General features: G+C 40.4%; 12 protein-coding genes and 1 tRNA gene. 2 read left to right on the top strand and 11 right to left on the bottom strand.

The window, feature by feature from the left end:
• Window positions 1-533: 533 nt before the first annotated feature.
• Entirely contained in the window at window positions 534-1,208 is a 675-nt protein-coding gene (locus EKM69_RS11130; protein ID WP_125711086.1) for a matrixin family metalloprotease, read from the top strand.
• 670 nt (window positions 1,209-1,878) lie between these two features.
• Here EKM69_RS11130 and EKM69_RS11125 read toward each other — a convergent pair.
• From EKM69_RS11125 to yycF, 10 genes are all read right to left on the bottom strand, one after another.
• A complete protein-coding gene (locus EKM69_RS11125; protein WP_125711084.1) occupies window positions 1,879-2,922 on the bottom strand; it encodes an acyltransferase in 1,044 nt (347 codons plus the stop codon).
• Between the two features lie 782 nt (window positions 2,923-3,704).
• Window positions 3,705-4,688, bottom strand: coding sequence for a DUF5692 family protein (locus EKM69_RS11120; RefSeq protein ID WP_125711082.1), 984 nt, complete (start codon window positions 4,686-4,688; stop codon window positions 3,705-3,707).
• 99 nt (window positions 4,689-4,787) lie between these two features.
• Window positions 4,788-5,330, bottom strand: a complete 543-nt coding sequence (locus EKM69_RS11115; RefSeq protein ID WP_125711080.1) for a TetR/AcrR family transcriptional regulator — start codon at window positions 5,328-5,330, stop codon at window positions 4,788-4,790.
• 9 nt (window positions 5,331-5,339) lie between these two features.
• Window positions 5,340-5,819, bottom strand: coding sequence for a 23S rRNA (pseudouridine(1915)-N(3))-methyltransferase RlmH (gene rlmH / locus EKM69_RS11110; protein WP_125711078.1), 480 nt, complete (start codon window positions 5,817-5,819; stop codon window positions 5,340-5,342).
• A 383-nt stretch (window positions 5,820-6,202) separates the two neighbouring features.
• Entirely contained in the window at window positions 6,203-7,576 is a 1,374-nt protein-coding gene (locus EKM69_RS11105; protein WP_125711076.1) for a S1C family serine protease, read from the bottom strand.
• A gap of 144 nt (window positions 7,577-7,720) precedes the next feature.
• Window positions 7,721-8,521 (bottom strand): MBL fold metallo-hydrolase, encoded by an 801-nt coding sequence (locus EKM69_RS11100; protein ID WP_225423888.1) that lies wholly within the window; start codon window positions 8,519-8,521, stop codon window positions 7,721-7,723.
• Window positions 8,514-9,329, bottom strand: coding sequence for a two-component system regulatory protein YycI (locus EKM69_RS11095; protein ID WP_125711072.1), 816 nt, complete (start codon window positions 9,327-9,329; stop codon window positions 8,514-8,516). Before EKM69_RS11095 ends, EKM69_RS11100 begins: the two co-directional genes overlap by 8 nt.
• A gap of 3 nt (window positions 9,330-9,332) precedes the next feature.
• Window positions 9,333-10,700: a YycH family regulatory protein gene (locus EKM69_RS11090; protein ID WP_125711070.1), complete on the bottom strand. Its 1,368-nt coding sequence runs from the start codon at window positions 10,698-10,700 to the stop codon at window positions 9,333-9,335.
• Entirely contained in the window at window positions 10,690-12,588 is a 1,899-nt protein-coding gene (walK, locus tag EKM69_RS11085; RefSeq protein ID WP_125711068.1) for a cell wall metabolism sensor histidine kinase WalK, read from the bottom strand. Before walK ends, EKM69_RS11090 begins: the two co-directional genes overlap by 11 nt.
• A gap of 154 nt (window positions 12,589-12,742) precedes the next feature.
• Window positions 12,743-13,453 (bottom strand): response regulator YycF, encoded by a 711-nt coding sequence (yycF, locus tag EKM69_RS11080; protein WP_125711066.1) that lies wholly within the window; start codon window positions 13,451-13,453, stop codon window positions 12,743-12,745.
• A gap of 169 nt (window positions 13,454-13,622) precedes the next feature.
• On the opposite strand from yycF, the gene EKM69_RS11075 reads away from it, so the two are divergent.
• Window positions 13,623-13,695 (top strand) — tRNA-Lys (locus tag EKM69_RS11075).
• An 853-nt stretch (window positions 13,696-14,548) separates the two neighbouring features.
• Here the strand turns inward: EKM69_RS11075 and EKM69_RS11070 are convergent.
• Window positions 14,549-15,136: a hypothetical protein gene (locus EKM69_RS11070; RefSeq protein WP_125711064.1), complete on the bottom strand. Its 588-nt coding sequence runs from the start codon at window positions 15,134-15,136 to the stop codon at window positions 14,549-14,551.
• Window positions 15,137-15,957: the final 821 nt, after the last annotated feature.

Raw genomic sequence — 15,957 nt, 5'->3', positions numbered from 1 at the left:
ACCAAAAATAACGGATTAACACCTGCAGAAATGCGAGAAATGTCAGGAATGGCTGCTTAAAAAATTATTATATTTAAATCGTCCGGTTGAAAAATATGGCTCAGGACGCCACTTTGAACCAATCGGGGAAACCGCCCGCTTGTTTCAAAGCTGGGTCTTTCACTAAGCGGTAAACCGCTAAGTGAAATTTCATGGCTGACAGCGAATTCCTTCCACCCCCACCCCCTAGGGTAGTGCAAAATCCATTGTTTTTTGTGGGGTACGGTACTTATTTTTATTCTGCAAATTTGCTTTGGTTAGTTTTGTTTTCCACTGCTTTTTTTCTGTCTTACGATTACTTTTCTTTTCCCTATCTATTCGATACTTTTTCGGAAATCATCGGTTGCTATTTGGATTCTTTTTCTATTTTCTCAGATCATCTTAATTTGATGATGTATATCTTATTTGGTGTTTTTGTTTTATTCATTTTTTAATTTATACTTTATTTACAATTAGTACTATAATTAGATTAATAACTTCTAGGGGGAATTCCAATGAAGAAGAATCTTAAGCAAATTTTGATTGCATCTGCTGCTGGGCTTTTGTTGTTTCCTGTAGCTTTTGGTGCTGGTTCTACTGAGGTTTCAGCTGCTAGTTCTGATGGTTCAGCTTTAGTCATTTCTGTTAATGGTAAGAAGACTTCTGGATCTGCTGCTAAATCTAATACTGTTCAATCACAATCTAATGTTTCTAACGTTTCCAATGTTTCTGACATTACTCAAAATGAGTATTTCGATAAAAGCAATATTAGTTACTACATCACTCCTGGCTTGCCTTCAGGATTGCAACAAGATGTTCGGGCTGCTGCTTTGCAGTGGACCATTTCTACTAAGGTTCATTTGTTTGAGACTCGTGTAAAAAAAGATGCCGATATTGTCTTTACTAATAACGGTACTTCTAGTTCAGAAAACGGTTTGACCACTAACACAATCAACCGTTCACGTGGCTTTACTGAAGTCATCTCATCGAAAATCGACTTATCAAAAAATACAATTCCTAACAACAAGCTCTCAACCATGGGACGCCGAGTAGCCGAACACGAATTTGGCCACGCATTGGGATTAAAAGACACAAGAAGCGACTCGAATGGAACAATCATGTGGTACAAAACACCTAATACTGATATCACTGCTAAAGACATCGCTGCTATAAATCAATACTATAAATAACACAGAGAGTGGAGGCACACGGGTAGCTGCTGAGGATTTAGGGACTGTCGGCACCCAAAGTGCGGCGAAGCCGTGCCTGCCGACAGTTTCTAAACCGGAGGCCGCTGTGTGCCGGAACTCGTTTTCGCATACTTGAGGATAAAGGTAAGAAGCACTAACCCAATTCCGGCAAGTTTAGCAAACAAAGATTGAAGGTTCTGTTCTATCTGAAACCATGCCTCGACCACCTGTGTTAACCGGAGGCCGCTACCTCGCGGAGCTCGTTTCCACATACTTGAGTATAAAAATAAAAAGCACTATCCAAAACCGCTGCAAGTTTAACCAGCAGAAATAGATAGTGCTATTTTATTGCTGCAAATTTGGAAATAAAATATATGCCCTCTGCACCTGAACTCGTTTCAACATTCTTGAGTATAAAAAACAATGCACTATCCAAACCATGCAAGTTTAACCCGCAAAAATGGATAGTGCTATTTTATTACCGCAATTTTAGACTGATTTTCAATCAAAATCCCCATCATCACCTAAAAAACCATCGGAATTACTTTACAGAGTTCATTTCAACATTATTGTTCAAACTCAAAAAAACACTACACAAATAGCTGAAAGATAATCCAGCAAATTTTGGATAGTGCTTTTTTATACAATCTTTTTTTTATAACCCAAAACTTTACTTCCAAGAAATCCCCAACAAGAAGAATCGAACTTTAGGTACCTTGCTAACTATATAGCAAAATGCCAAGCAAATGACTGTCGTTAATCCAAAAACGGCAAATGGATTAACGATCCTAAAAGCCTGCTCAATTACTTGAATGACGAATCCGTGGGTCAGATAGACCCCGTAACTCAGCGTCGAAAAGAGTGCCAGTCGTTGCTGATTTTTATGGGTATGAATATGATTTCTAGCCCAAGTTCTAACCGTAACAAATAATTCTGTTGCTAACAGTAGTGAAAAAATCGAGTTAAAGCCGATTACTGGAACGTTTAAATGAAAAGCTACGTTTTCTGCGTTCATGACAATCACGAACAAGAATAATAATGCCGTAGCGGCAATGTTTACTGGTTGTGACTTAAGATTGATTGGTTGCTTCGAAATTCGATAACCAAGGATGAAATATCCAAAGGCTTGTCCTAAGAAAATCAAGTTATATTGCGGATTGGCCGTGAAGTAGATCCCGTATTTTTTCGGTAGGATCGAGACGATGTATGGCAACAACATGTTCGTTACGAACCAGACGCCAATTATGTAGTCCAATACTTTCGGTGTTGCCTTGTCTACGAAGGCTTTGACCATCGGTGAAATTAAATAAAAGCCTACTAATGGGTATAAAAACCAATATGGTACGATGGGAAATTTGTGATAGATCTCGGCCATTTGCCGGATCAATCCTGTCCACGTGAATGAATGATCGAGGTTCATCAAAACGGCGATGCTGATTGCAGACCAGATGACGAATGGTACACAAATTTTTACTAATCGGTGTGTCCAAAGATATTTGATGTCGTCGGTGTGTTTGCTGGATAAGATCAGTGCTCCACTGACGAGGTAAAAAATTCCTACTGCTGGTGAGACTAATCCCAAAGTTATATTTTTTAAATGCCACTCCCATGAGAGCGGATTTTGACTTAAGGTGGCTGCTAACGAGTGTGACATTACTACACCTAGCATGGCCGTGATTTTGAGATAGTCGATATACGCTATTCTTTTTGTCATTATTGCTCCATGTTTTTTTTGTTCATTTTTTTGTTTTTATTTTAACAAGATTTGTTTTTGGATGGGTGGTTTTTGATTAAACTTAAAGGATATTTCATATTTGACCGGTTTTGGTGTGGTGTTTTTTTGAGGTTGTTGTTTGGGTGGTGGTTCACTGCCGGAGTTGGGGGTTCCAGGAATTGCGCCGTGGAACGCCATGGATGCTACTTGAAGCTACCTGGGAAAACCACCCAGGCATCTCCAAGCTGGGTCTTTTACTAAGCGGTAAACCGCTAAGTGAAATTTCATGGCTGACGGCGAATTCCTTCCACCCCCAACTCCTAAGGTAGTACAAAATCCATTTTTACGTGGGGTACGGTACTTATCTTTTTTCTACAAAACTGTTTTGTTTGGTTTTGTTTTCCACTAATTTTTTCTGTCTTACGATCTCTTTTCTTTCCCCCTATCTTTTCGACTTTTGTCCCAAATATCATCGGTTGCTATTGAGTTTTCTGTAGTATTTAATTTTAATTCAAGTTCTTGGTTTTTGGTTGCTGCTTTTGCTCTCTTACATTTTTTCTGGTGAGTTTGGTGCTTTATTTGTTTGAGTTATTCCTCATATTTTTGTCCTTATTTGGACTTCCTGGCTAATTCTGTGAGGTGGAGGTCTTTTTTGGACTCAAAAAGCGATAGATCTGCTATCTGATCTATCGCTTTTTATTTTACTTTATTTCCAAATATATTTTTACTTTTTTGAATTTAGTTCCCCTACTTTTGCTACTTTCCCCATGTTTCCTTTTCTTTTAAACGGTGTGTGCTGATGAGTTGCCATCGTTTTTCAAGTTTAAACCAGATGGTTGTTCGCCTTCTGGTAGGTTACCTGCTAGTACTTGGTCGTGAGCTTTTGTTCCTGCGTATACGTCGTCTTTGAGGGCATTTCTGCGGTATTTGACGATTCTATATACGTGTAGTACTAAGACTGCTACGTTTGCTGCTAGTGCTATGAAGCTTACTGTGAATAGTGCTGCGTCGCTGTGTGTGCTTTGTACTGCGAATTGTGAATCTGTTACGAAGGCTGGGACGCTCATTGTGAACATCATCCAGAATGCTAGTGTTTGAGCACGTGCTTGTAGCCAGGAGCCTTTTTTGATGAAGAAGGCTGCGAAGGTACATGATAGTAGAAGTGCTGCACCTGCGTAGAATGAGTGGTCACCTACACAGTTGTATACGTAGGCGAAGTTCCATAGGTCGTATGCTATGATCCATGGCCAGATTTGGTCAGGCCAGATCATGTCTTTTTGACGGTTCTTGCTGATGATGATGCCGAACCAACCGGTGATGGTGATGATATTGATTATCCCGGCGATTCCATTCATTACGTTCCATGAACCACCGTTCATGAAGACGCCGTCTACCATTCCGTGCATGCCGGTTACTTGGAAGTCACGGATTACGGCTTCCATGATGTTTACGGCTAGGATGATAGGTGGAAATAGTAAGGCCCATTTATTTTTACTTAGTTTTGGAATAAATCTTAGGGCCATGAAGCCTAGACACCCTGCTAGAGCTGAATATACTTTTACCCAGTGGAACCAGGTTCCGGTACTGCTTCCTGCTCCGGCTGTGCTTGGCCAGACGAAAATTGTCAAGATTACGGGTACGGCAACGAATAGCGTTAAACCGATCCATTTATTTGCGCGGGCAGCTTCATTAAGTAGCATGAGCGCGGCTATAATTGCGATCCACATTAACCAATCTGCCCCTGAAATGTTTTGGAATAAGAACATGATGACACCTCCAGAATTGGTTTGTTAAATATTTTACAATCTCATTGTAACCGCTTCCATAAATGTTTCATATGGTCAAAATGGTTGATTTATCCAAACTTAATGGACATTATGCTCAAAAACGTTGTTTATTGACCCACCTAGCATCCGATTCATTCGTTCACAAAATTCCGGTTTAGACTCTTCCATGTTCGTTGTCAGCCACTGGATCAATTGACTACTCAAAGCTAAGCCGTAAAAATTACCGATCTCATCGCGTAACTTAGCTGGGCAATTAGGATGCGTATCATCCACGACTCCAGTGACCATGTCAAAAGCGACCCGATACAAAAATTTTTCCAAAAAGCGTCGATTGACTGACTTGAAAGTATTCAAGCAAAACTTCTGATTATCATCGATGTAGTCGAGCAACAATTTTAAACCGTCCTGCCAGTTTTTTACCCGTTTGTAGGAAGCTAACTGTTGGACGATCTCTACGCCATAAATATACTCTAGCAAGCTATTGATGTCGTCGAAGTGATAGTAAAAAGTGTTCCGAGCGACATTGCCGGCTGCTGTTAATTGGTTGATCGTAATTTTATCCACAGGTACCGTCTGCATAACTTCTTTAAGTGTATTGGCTAAATGCTTCTTCGTATCCATAATTATCCCCTATTTGTGATAAGTACGATTGTTGATGATCATAAATGACCGATAAATCTGCTCGGTCAAAACTAAACGCATTAACTGATGTGGCAAAGTGAATTTGCCGAAGCAAATGCTGTAATCAGCGCGTTTCTTGACTTCTGGGCTAACTCCGAGTGAACCACCGATAACCAACGTAATATCGCTCGTTCCATATGTGGATAAGTCGTCGATCTTCTTCGCTAGTTGTTCCGAAGTTAACTCCTTGCCCTTTAGATCGAGCAAAATGACGTACTCCTTATCCTTGATCTTACTTAAAATCCGTTCACCTTCAACTTCTTTAACGTGAGCGTCTTGAGCATCACTGAGGTTTTCTGGGGCTTTTTCGTCGGGGCATTCCACGATTTGGAACTTGCAAAAGGCTCCCAAACGCTTGGAATATTCCGCGATCCCCGCTTTTAAGTACTTTTCTTTTAACTTACCGACCGTAACAAATTTAATATTCATAATTCCACTCCTTAAAAATATAATATACAACTATCCACAACATGCCAAATGGTAGTTCAAAGGCAAATGTTTAATTAACCGACTTATCCACACATCAAAAAACGTTTGTGTATTACTGTGTAACACTTGTGAAGTTGATATATCAACGTTTGTAAGGGTTTTAAAAACTGATCAAAAAAGTTATCAACAAGTTATTTGTGGATTGTGGATAACTTTATCTACAGCGGTAAAACTAGATTTTTTCCACTTTTCCACAAGTTATCCACACATGTGGATAATTCAATTTCATTCATTTCCGTAAAACACGAAAAATATACTTAAATTTGGCTTAAAAGTTCACAAAAAAACGTGAAACCTTGATTATTCGGTTTCACGTTCTCATTTTATTCAGTTGTTTTTTGTGTTAAATGAATTTTTACTGTTTTTAGATCACCACTGCGGTAATACTGTAACGAAATCGTATCGCCAACCTTGTGTGAATATAGAGCGTTATGCAAGTCAGCAACCGAACTTATCTTCTTGCTGTCGACTTTTACGATAACATCATTTTTCTTCAATCCGGCTTTTTTAGCAACTGAATCGTTTTCTGCACTGTAGACTAAAACTCCTTGGGTGATGTTGCTAGGTAGTTTTAGACTTTCTTGTGATTCATCAGATACTTGATTCAAGTCGACTACTCGGATACCGAGTGATGGACGAGTTACTTTTCCGTTCTTGACTAATTCGTTGATGATCTTGACTACTTCGTTACTTGGAATGGCAAATCCCATACCTTCAACTGAAGTTCCATCGGTGTTCGATGCTAGTTTCATCGAGTTGATACCGATGACTTGTCCAGCTGAATCTACTAGTGGTCCACCTGAGTTCCCAGGGTTGATAGCAGCATCAGTTTGAAGAACTGTTGCTTCACCAGTAGTTTGACCAGTGTTTTGGTCTTGTGTTTCTACGGTTCTGTTTGTGGCAGAGATGATACCTTGTGTGACTGATGTTGCATATTGGCTACCTAATGGTGAACCGATGGCAATTACGGTATCACCAGGTGTTAAGTTGTCTGAGTTACCAAATGTAGCTGTGGCAGGAACTTTACTACCATCAATCTCGATAACGGCTAAGTCAGTCGTTGCATCGCTTCCGACTAATTTACCTGTGACTTTAGAACCATCCTTTAGGATGATTTCGAGTGAATCAGATCCAGAAACTACGTGGTTGTTAGTGACGATGTACCCTTTACCATTTTGTTTGGCGTAAATGACACCGGAACCTTCACTGTATTCTTCTAGTTGGCTATTGTTTCCGTTCGAAGAGCTTGAACCTGAGTTTGCATCAGAATTACTGTTTGAATCTGATCCATCGGTTCCGTTAGTTCCACCAGTTGTGCCATTTTCAGAAGAATTGCTGTCACCGCTATCTCCGAATAAGTCACCGAAGATCGATGATAGATCACCATCTGAGGTTGATTGTTTTTGTTTTTGCAAGTTGACTACCGAAACGACGGCATTATCAACTTTGTTATAAGCCTTGGACATGGTACTTGAGGTATCGACCTTCTTGTCACTGACTTGAGTCGTACCTGGCCCACTGCTTGAATTAGTATCCGGTACGCTGCTAGTTCCCATGTGAGTGAACCCTGCAAAAGCGATCCCGACACCTAAAATGGCAGAAACAAACGCAACAACTGCCGTTTTCCATAATGACTTGTGGGACTTCTTCGTTCCACGATCATTTTGTTGTTCTTGATTGTTGTTATTTTCATCCATAACGAGCTCTCACTTCCCATTAATACTGTAAATACATCATACAAATAAATTTTGAACAAAATGTGAATGTTATTTGATAAATTAGCTAAAACAAAAAGGCTATTCTGAATTAACAAAATAAACCTTTTAAGCTTCTATTCAACTTTACAGCGAAATCAACGGGTCTGCAACTTTAGGATCCGTATCGTGGATCAAAAAATCACTCCCCACTGCGAAGTCATTATCTTCCATGATTTGCTCGACAGCCGTGTGAGCGACTGTTTTCGTGTTGTTTTCTGGACTTAAGTGTCCTAGATAGATCTGCTTCGTATTATTGCCTAAAACGCTCATTAAAGCGTGTGCGCCATCTTCATTGGAGAGATGACCTTTTTCGCCTAATATCCGTTGCTTCAATGGCCAAGGATACATCCCATTGCGTAACATTTCGATATCATGATTGCATTCAAACAAATAACCGTCAGCATTTTTGATCGTCTGTTCCACTCGATCAGAGACATAACCCGTATCCGTCAAAATGACGAAATCTTTGCCATTGTGATGGAACTTGTAAAATTGAGGATCAGCAGCATCGTGTGAGACTGCGAAACTTTCCACGTCTAGGTCGTCTAAAGACAAGACCTTGTTGTGTTCAAAAATATTGATCTGCTCTTCAGGGACCTTGCCGATCTTAGGAGCCATTGCCTGCCAAGTTTTTTCGTTAGCGTAGACGTTCAACCCGTAGCGACGAGCCAAAACTCCGACACCTTTGATGTGATCAGAATGTTCGTGGGTCACGAAAAGTGAATCGATCGTATTGATATCTTTACCAATACTTTCTAACGATTCTTTGATTTTCTTACCCGACATCCCTGCATCGACTAAAACGTGGTGTTCAGGTGTTTCAATGTAAGTCACATTTCCTGAACTGCTGCTAGCCAAAACACTAATACTTAAATTATCACTCATTACTATAATCGTCTCCATCAGTTGAAGCCTTGATAATATTTCCGGTGAAGGCATTGACCTTCTTAACGGTGTCGACCTTACTATCCTTATTGTGGATACTAACGAACCATACCGGAATATAAATCGTGCTTCCCTTTGCTTCCAATAACTTAGTATAAGCTAAGTTAGTATAAGTTATCTTTGAATTATTAGGTATTTCCGAGCTGGAATACAAGTTAGTCACAACATCACGTTCTGACTTCGTAGGTTGCTTTTCCTGCAAAATATCTAATCGTTTCATATAAGTCTGGGTATATCCTACCACTTTACCATTAACGACGGAAAAAACTAGCTGTCCGGTCTTATCGTACATTGGACCTAATGGACCAGTTTCCGCATAAACTATCTCAGTACTTGAAGACAATTGTGGTGCGTACTTGTACTCATCACCGAACAACACGTTGGATTCTTTCTTCAAGAACTTATCCAATTTCGATTGGCGATTAGATGAAGTAACACTGATCGGATCATCTAAATTACTGACCAACTTGTATGAGGTTTGATTGTAAGTTACTTCTTGATCACGCAATTTCGACTCATTGTTCGCTAGATCATTACTCGACTGAGCCCCAAGATAATAAGCCGTACCCGACTTTTTATCAAGTCTGCCAAAGGTAATGTTTCGCTTACGCATGTCGGTCAAAGTTGAGCTCACACCAGTAGTGGAGTTAGAAATGACTTGCTGACTATTGTGAAACGAAGTCAATAAGAAGACGTCTAATGCTAAAAATACGACTAGGAAAATTATTTCAATTCTTCGAAAATCCATGCATTATTCCTCCCCTGTTGTATTGTTCGTTGCACTTTGAGTGGTCGAGTTTTGCGATGAAGTCGTTTCAGCTGACATCCCCGTCCAATCTTCAAAGGAGCGCCAGTGGTTGTCGACCTTGATGTAATAAGTAGGTTCCAGATCGATCACAGATGAATTGTTTTCTTCATTCGTCCATTGATAGCCGACCTCAAGTTTTTGAACGTCACTCGGCGAGATACCGATATTGTCCAACTCGGTCATGATCTGCGTAGTTGGCTTCAAAGTAGCGTTGCGCATGTCTGAAGGAACTGGCACTTCGAGCACTTTATTCAAAAATTGTTCCGACGAGCCATTGCGGCTGAAGGCAATCTTGATCGAACCGTACTCACTCTTCTTGAAAATAGGGAAACCTTCAACGTATTCCCGGTAAACTAAGGTCTTTTCCTTCCAGTTAGCATCGTAAAGCCGCAAATTCGAGACGGAGTCTTGAATGTTAGTAGCCTTCTTATAGCCACGTTGGAAAAATGACAGGTAATCTTTAGGAACCGAAGTATCCGTATAATCTGAGAAAGTTAATTCATTTTTGTCGTGATCGGAAACTAAGCGCTTCGATTCACCGACACTGTATGAAAAAACATTTCCGTTGGAGCTATTGTTGATCTCGTCACTATTAGTATCGAACAAATTAGCCGTATATTCAGAGTCATCTTTCGAACTCATGACGTACGAATAACGTTTTAAAGTGATCGGTTCAGAATAAAAAGTAACGACACCGTGTTTGAGCAAGTTGAGCTTAACTTTCAGATCGATGTTAGCTTTTTTCGCTAGTTTCAAGATCGGTGCGGCTGAAGCTCCCTTGACGGAAGCTTCGTAGACGGTATAAGTCTTGTCATTAGCTAAGTAAACTTCATTCTCATCGTCTTCGTCAGTTGAGAAAAGGATCCGATTGAACGGATGATCTTTAGCTTTTTGCAGCTGATTGTTGCTCATCAAATATCCTAGCGTCCGAATGGAAATATTTGTCGGATAAACTAGTTGGATCATCTTTTTCTTTTGGATCATCTTTTGGTATTTAGCACCATCTTTACTGAATTCACGGTGGAAAATTCCCACCTTCCAGTCTTTGATGATGTCTTGCATGTTAAATGAAATATTATCTTTGTTGTTGTAGATCAAGCGTTGATTCTTACCGTCTTGCCAGATCACTTCCGTAGGACTGATGATCTGGTCGATCGGTGTTTTATTTTTATCAACGTCGCTACTAGCTACGTCAACGTTCCGGTCTCTTTGGTAACGAGCCGTATTCGTCCAGATGAAAAATGACAAGACGAAACTAGTGATCACGGCGACAACTAACAAGATTTGAACGATCAAACGACTAAATTTCATCCCATTCTCCTCCTGTCTCATTTGGATCAAATGGTAGCGAGATGTAGAAAGTCGATCCTCTACCTTCAGCACTGTTGACCCAGATCCGTCCTTTATGTTGTTCAACGATTTCCTTAGAAATAGATAGTCCTAAACCAGTACCACCTTGTTTTCTAGAACGAGCCTTATCAACCCGGTAGAAACGGTCGAAGACTTTCTTGATATCTTTTCTCGGGATACCTAAGCCCTCATCGGAAATACTTATGATGATATGCTTATTCGTCTCGAGCAAGCGACAAGTGATGACTCCACCATCTGGTGAGTACTTGATAGCATTGTTAATAATGTTATCGATCACCTGCGTCATCTTATCGGTATCGATCTCGACCCAAAGATCTTTTTGGGTAAAAATCCGTTTGATCCGATAATTCTTGACCACCTTCGAGTCATCTTCCTTAGCATCGGCTTTTTCCTTCTTCAACATCATGTCGAAACGGTCGAGGATGTAAGAGAAGAACTCATTGAAGTTGATCAACTCTTTGTCGAGTTTGGAACGACCTTGGTCCATCCGCGATAAATTCAAGAGATCTTGGATCATCCGGATCATCCGGTCGGTCTCTTCTGCGGTAACATTCAAAAATTGCGGAGCCAGCTTTTGGTCTTTCCAAGCACCATTATTCAAGGCATCGATATAACTACTGATACTCGTTAGCGGTGTCCGCAATTCGTGAGAAACGTTGGAAACGAACTGACGACGCTCACTATCGATTTTTTGCTGCTCGGTAACATCGTGGAGGACACAAACCATACCACTGATGAAGCCACTATTTCTTTGGATCAAAGAAAAATCAGCGTTCAAGATCAGTGATCCATCGTCGTCTTCAGCGAGATCTTCGTCAGAAAAATCACTCGATTCAATGATCATCGGTTCAGGATTTTCCAGCAACTCATCAAAAGTAATGTTGTCGCTGATCCCCAAGACATCAACTAACTGAGCTCCGTTAGCTTCCTCTTCAGTTTTGTTGAGGAATTCACGCGCCATTTCATTGATGACAGTGATATTACCCAGCCTGTTCGTGGCAATAACACCATCGGACATCTGGGTCAAAACGCTATCGAGTCGCCGTCGCTCCGACTCCGAGTTTTCCGTCGCCTCTTCAACTTTAACGGAAAGGTCATTAACAGCCATAGCCAACTGGCCTAACTCATCGGGAGAGTAAACACGAACTTGTCCAGAATAATCCCCTTCAGCCATTCGTACAGCCTGCTGTTTCATTTCACCGATCGGCCGGGTGATCGCTCGTGAAATAAAGATGGCAATAATTGCCCCGAGTAAGCCAGCTACTAATGAAGCGGTCAAGAAAATAACGATGATGTTATTGATTCCGGTATAAACCGACTCCATGCTGGCTCGAACATAAATTGCTCCGACCACATTACTACTATCCGGTGACGAGACCGGCGTGATCGACTCATAAGAACTTCCCAGCGTCTTATCGTAGTAAATCTGAGTGATCTTTTTATTATTGGCAATACTTCGTCGGACTTGGTCCTTCATAGTCTTGCGCCCGATCATCGATGCTTTGTCGGCATCTTTAGTCCCAACCACGGTACCACTCCGGTCGACAACTTGAATATCGGTAATATCCGAGTTATTTCGCGCAAAATCTTGAATAGTATTGTTAATATTTGTCCGCGTATGCGAATCATTGTCAGTTAAATTCTCAGAAATTTGGTTGAGAACGTACACCTTAACGCTGACCGAATCCTCAAACTGCGAAACATTTTGTTGTTCCAACTGGCGAACAAAGTAAGCCCCAATGATCTCGATAGTAAAGATCAAGATCAAAATAAATGACAAGCCGATCTTGAAGTTGATCGAATGTAAAAAAGCTAGTCTTTTTTTCAATATAATTCTCCTATGATCAACTAAACTTTCCTCGTTTAGTCAAATAACACAAACATATCTCTATTATACTTTCACTGAACACCATTGTAACAAAAAATCGGACTCTCAAATATTGAGAATGTCCGATTATTTATTATTATTTCCTATATTAGAATTATAAATTACTATCTGAGTCTGGATTTCTAAGATAATAACCAACTCCACGTCTAGTCATCAACCATTCTGGTTGACTAGGGTTGTTTTCGATTTTCTCACGGAGACGTCTAACGGTAACATCAACGGTCCGAACATCACCGAAGTAATCGTACCCCCAAACAGTTTGGAGCAAGTGTTCACGTTTCATAACTTGACCGATATGTTGTGCTAAATAATACAGCAACTCAAATTCACGGTGCGTCAATTCGATCCCTTTGCCATTCTTAGTAACTGTGTAAGCTTCTGGCAAAATAGTCAGATCACCGACTTGGATCTCGCTATTCTTACTTTCATCGGATGGTGTTTCCCGTTGAGTTCTCAAACGTGCCTTAACACGTGCAACTAACTCACGGTTTGAGAAAGGTTTAGTAACGTAATCATCGGCACCGAGTTCCAGACCGATAACCTTATCGATCTCGGTATCCTTAGCTGTCAACATAATAATCGGTGTATCTTTAGTCTTTCGAACAGTCCGAGCGACTTCAAGACCATCGATAACAGGTAACATCAAATCAAGTAGGATCAAATCAGGACTTTCCGAGTCAACTTTTTCGAGGGCCTCTTTACCATCGAATGCAGTAATAACTTCGTATCCTTCATTTTCCAAATTGTACTTAACAATATCTGAAATCGGTTTTTCATCGTCTACTACTAAAATCTTTTTAGCCATAATTCCTCTCCTTGACTTAAATCATTATACTAGTTCTGAAATATTAAAACAAAATCATCTAAACTTAAACTTAAAAAAATTGAATTTCGTAAAAAAAACTCTTGTGCTGGATTTGTTCCTTATGATATTATATATCTCGTTGGTTGATTGAGATAAGAAATCACATCATGGGTGGTTAGCTCAGCTGGCAGAGCAACGGACTCTTAATCCGTGGGTCCAGGGTTCGATCCCCTGACCACCCATAATTTTTTGTTAGCCGATCGTGTTGGATGTTTTATTCCGATGTGATCGGCTTTTTTGTTTACTTTTTTATTGTACATTTGGTTTTTGGTTAATTGGGAGTTGAAACCTAAATTTAATTTGGTCTTAATTTTTTTAGGGGTTTGGTTTTTGGATGATGTGATATTTTGATTAGGTGCTTTGTTTGGTGATTGGTGGGATTGGTGGGGGTTGTTTTGTTGGTGGTTCATTGCCGACTCCGGGGCCCGGGGATACAGCCGCTGGAACGCTGCCGGCTCGATTGGAGCTATCCGGGTAGTTCGCCCGGACATCTCCAATACGAGCCTTTCACTAGGCAATAAATTGCCAAGTGAAATTTGGCGGCTGAGGGCTGTATCCCCGGGCCCCTCCGTCTAGAGAGTGGTCATCAAATCTCTCTTTTTTTGATTAGGACCGAGTTTTTTTGTGCAAGTTGGCACTTTTGGCACGTCCTAATTTTTGCGGTCTATCTCAGTTTCTTCCTTTACTGGTAAAATTCAAAACCTCTACCCCACTTTGGCTCGCGTGCACTTTGTGCACTCTCGCGTTACCTTTTACTAACACTTATTTATTTCATCTCAAAATATTTTGGACATTCCTCTTTTTTATCCTCTAGATCAAAAAAGAACATCGTTGACAATGACAATGTTCTTACTTCCATCTAAGGGAACTTATACTAACACATAACTTTGGCTAATGATATAAATTAGCCTTCTATTGAGTTTTCATACAATTTTGCTTATCTTTCGTATTTTTTTCGAAGATCAAAAAAGACGTCGTTTGTTTTCGACGTCTTTTTATTTGTTTTCATTTATTTTATTTTGCGTAATTGTTTTTTTAAATGGCCATTGAGCCGTTCATTACGTAAAACAATCGATCAATGGCCGATTTTACCTGTGTGTTGCTATCACCGCCCAACTTGGCAATTCTCTCTCTGGCAAATTGACGTGCTTTTGTGGAATCTCCTAGGTCGTTTTCTCTTAGGTAAAAAATCATGTATCTCATTCGTTCACTGATGACTGGGTAACGGAAGTTTCCTTCTGTTTCCACTGTAGGATCAACTACATCGTCCTCTCTGGCGTATAAGTCGCTAACCTGACTTTTCTTTAAAAACTTCAAATAAGCTTTTTTCAGTTCACGAAACTCAATCTTATTCACTCGATATTCGTTTTCCAAAGAACGATACTCTTTTGTCTTCTCTTCATCTTTCAACTTAATAAAAGAAGAATGACCATGAGAAGTAATCGTATTCGACAACTTTCCGGACAAATGATCGATCAAATGACCCTGTTTAACAATTTCCGCATTCTCAGAAATCAACAACTTAACAATCCGACTACCTTCCAAAAAGTTATCAGCAAAAGCATTACAAAAATCATCATATGATTGAAACTCATTCAACAACATTTCACTATTATCAGTCATAACAAATCCCCCTATCTCTTAATTCGATAGTAGGGTCCAAAAGCCTGTCATATCAATCCACAAAGCTGTGGCATTAGAAGAAATCGGCGTTATAACGGTAAAGCAGAGAGTGGAGGCACACGGGTAGCTGCTGAGGATTAACGCGGGTGGTCGAACAAGGTGCGGCGAAGCCGTGCCTCGACCACCTGTGTTAACCGGAGGCCGCTGTGTGCCGGAACTCGTTTTCACATCCTTGAGGATAAAGCTTAAAAAGCACTATCCAAACCGACGCAATTTTAATAAATAAAAATAAAAACCCTCAAACCACGCAGCAAGTTTGAGTACACCAAACTAAAAACCACAAACCAAAGCAAAAAAAATCCCACCCTACAAAAAGTAAGATGGTCTAAAATCCAAAAAATAAAAAACTACAAAATAAGGCGAGAGTGCGGTGAAACAGCACGTGAGCCAGAAAGCGAAAGCAAGAGATCAAAAATAATATCAAAGCTTATCCAACAAGAAAAGGAACAAAAGATTGCAAAAACAAGGTAAGCCAGGAAACAAAATAAGCGGAGCTTTAGTCCCGCGCACCGAGAAGCAGCACAGCAAACAACCAAAGAAAATCTTGCGCATAAACCTAGGAAGCACCTACTTTCCCACCAAACAAGGGGAGATTGCCCAACCTAGGCGGAGGGGGCCCGGGGATACAGCCCTCAGCCGATCGAGTAGGAGGTAGCTAGGCTACCGACCTCTCACACCACCGTACGTACGGGTCCGTATACGGCGGTTCATTAATTTAAGCATTCTGAATAAGCCAGAGCTTTCTGGACAGGTTCATTAGT

Origin of the sequence: Companilactobacillus zhongbaensis (assembly GCF_003946515.1) — a bacterium.
In the GTDB taxonomy this organism is placed as follows: domain Bacteria; phylum Bacillota; class Bacilli; order Lactobacillales; family Lactobacillaceae; genus Companilactobacillus; species Companilactobacillus zhongbaensis.
This window is presented reverse-complemented; position numbering and strand designations above follow the sequence as displayed.

Excerpts from the sequence above, each read along its gene's own strand:
- EKM69_RS11095 (WP_125711072.1), bottom strand. The coding sequence starts at position 9,329 with ATGGATTTTCGAAGAATTGAAATAATTTTCCTAGTCGTATTTTTAGCA.
- EKM69_RS11070 (WP_125711064.1), bottom strand. The coding sequence starts at position 15,136 with ATGACTGATAATAGTGAAATGTTGTTGAATGAGTTTCAATCATATGAT.
- rlmH (WP_125711078.1), bottom strand. The coding sequence starts at position 5,819 with ATGAATATTAAATTTGTTACGGTCGGTAAGTTAAAAGAAAAGTACTTA.
- EKM69_RS11100 (WP_225423888.1), bottom strand. The coding sequence starts at position 8,521 with ATGAGTGATAATTTAAGTATTAGTGTTTTGGCTAGCAGCAGTTCAGGA.
- EKM69_RS11125 (WP_125711084.1), bottom strand. The coding sequence starts at position 2,922 with ATGACAAAAAGAATAGCGTATATCGACTATCTCAAAATCACGGCCATG.
- EKM69_RS11115 (WP_125711080.1), bottom strand. The coding sequence starts at position 5,330 with ATGGATACGAAGAAGCATTTAGCCAATACACTTAAAGAAGTTATGCAG.
- EKM69_RS11130 (WP_125711086.1), top strand. The coding sequence starts at position 534 with ATGAAGAAGAATCTTAAGCAAATTTTGATTGCATCTGCTGCTGGGCTT.
- EKM69_RS11090 (WP_125711070.1), bottom strand. The coding sequence starts at position 10,700 with ATGAAATTTAGTCGTTTGATCGTTCAAATCTTGTTAGTTGTCGCCGTG.
- EKM69_RS11105 (WP_125711076.1), bottom strand. The coding sequence starts at position 7,576 with ATGGATGAAAATAACAACAATCAAGAACAACAAAATGATCGTGGAACG.
- yycF (WP_125711066.1), bottom strand. The coding sequence starts at position 13,453 with ATGGCTAAAAAGATTTTAGTAGTAGACGATGAAAAACCGATTTCAGAT.
- EKM69_RS11120 (WP_125711082.1), bottom strand. The coding sequence starts at position 4,688 with ATGTTCTTATTCCAAAACATTTCAGGGGCAGATTGGTTAATGTGGATC.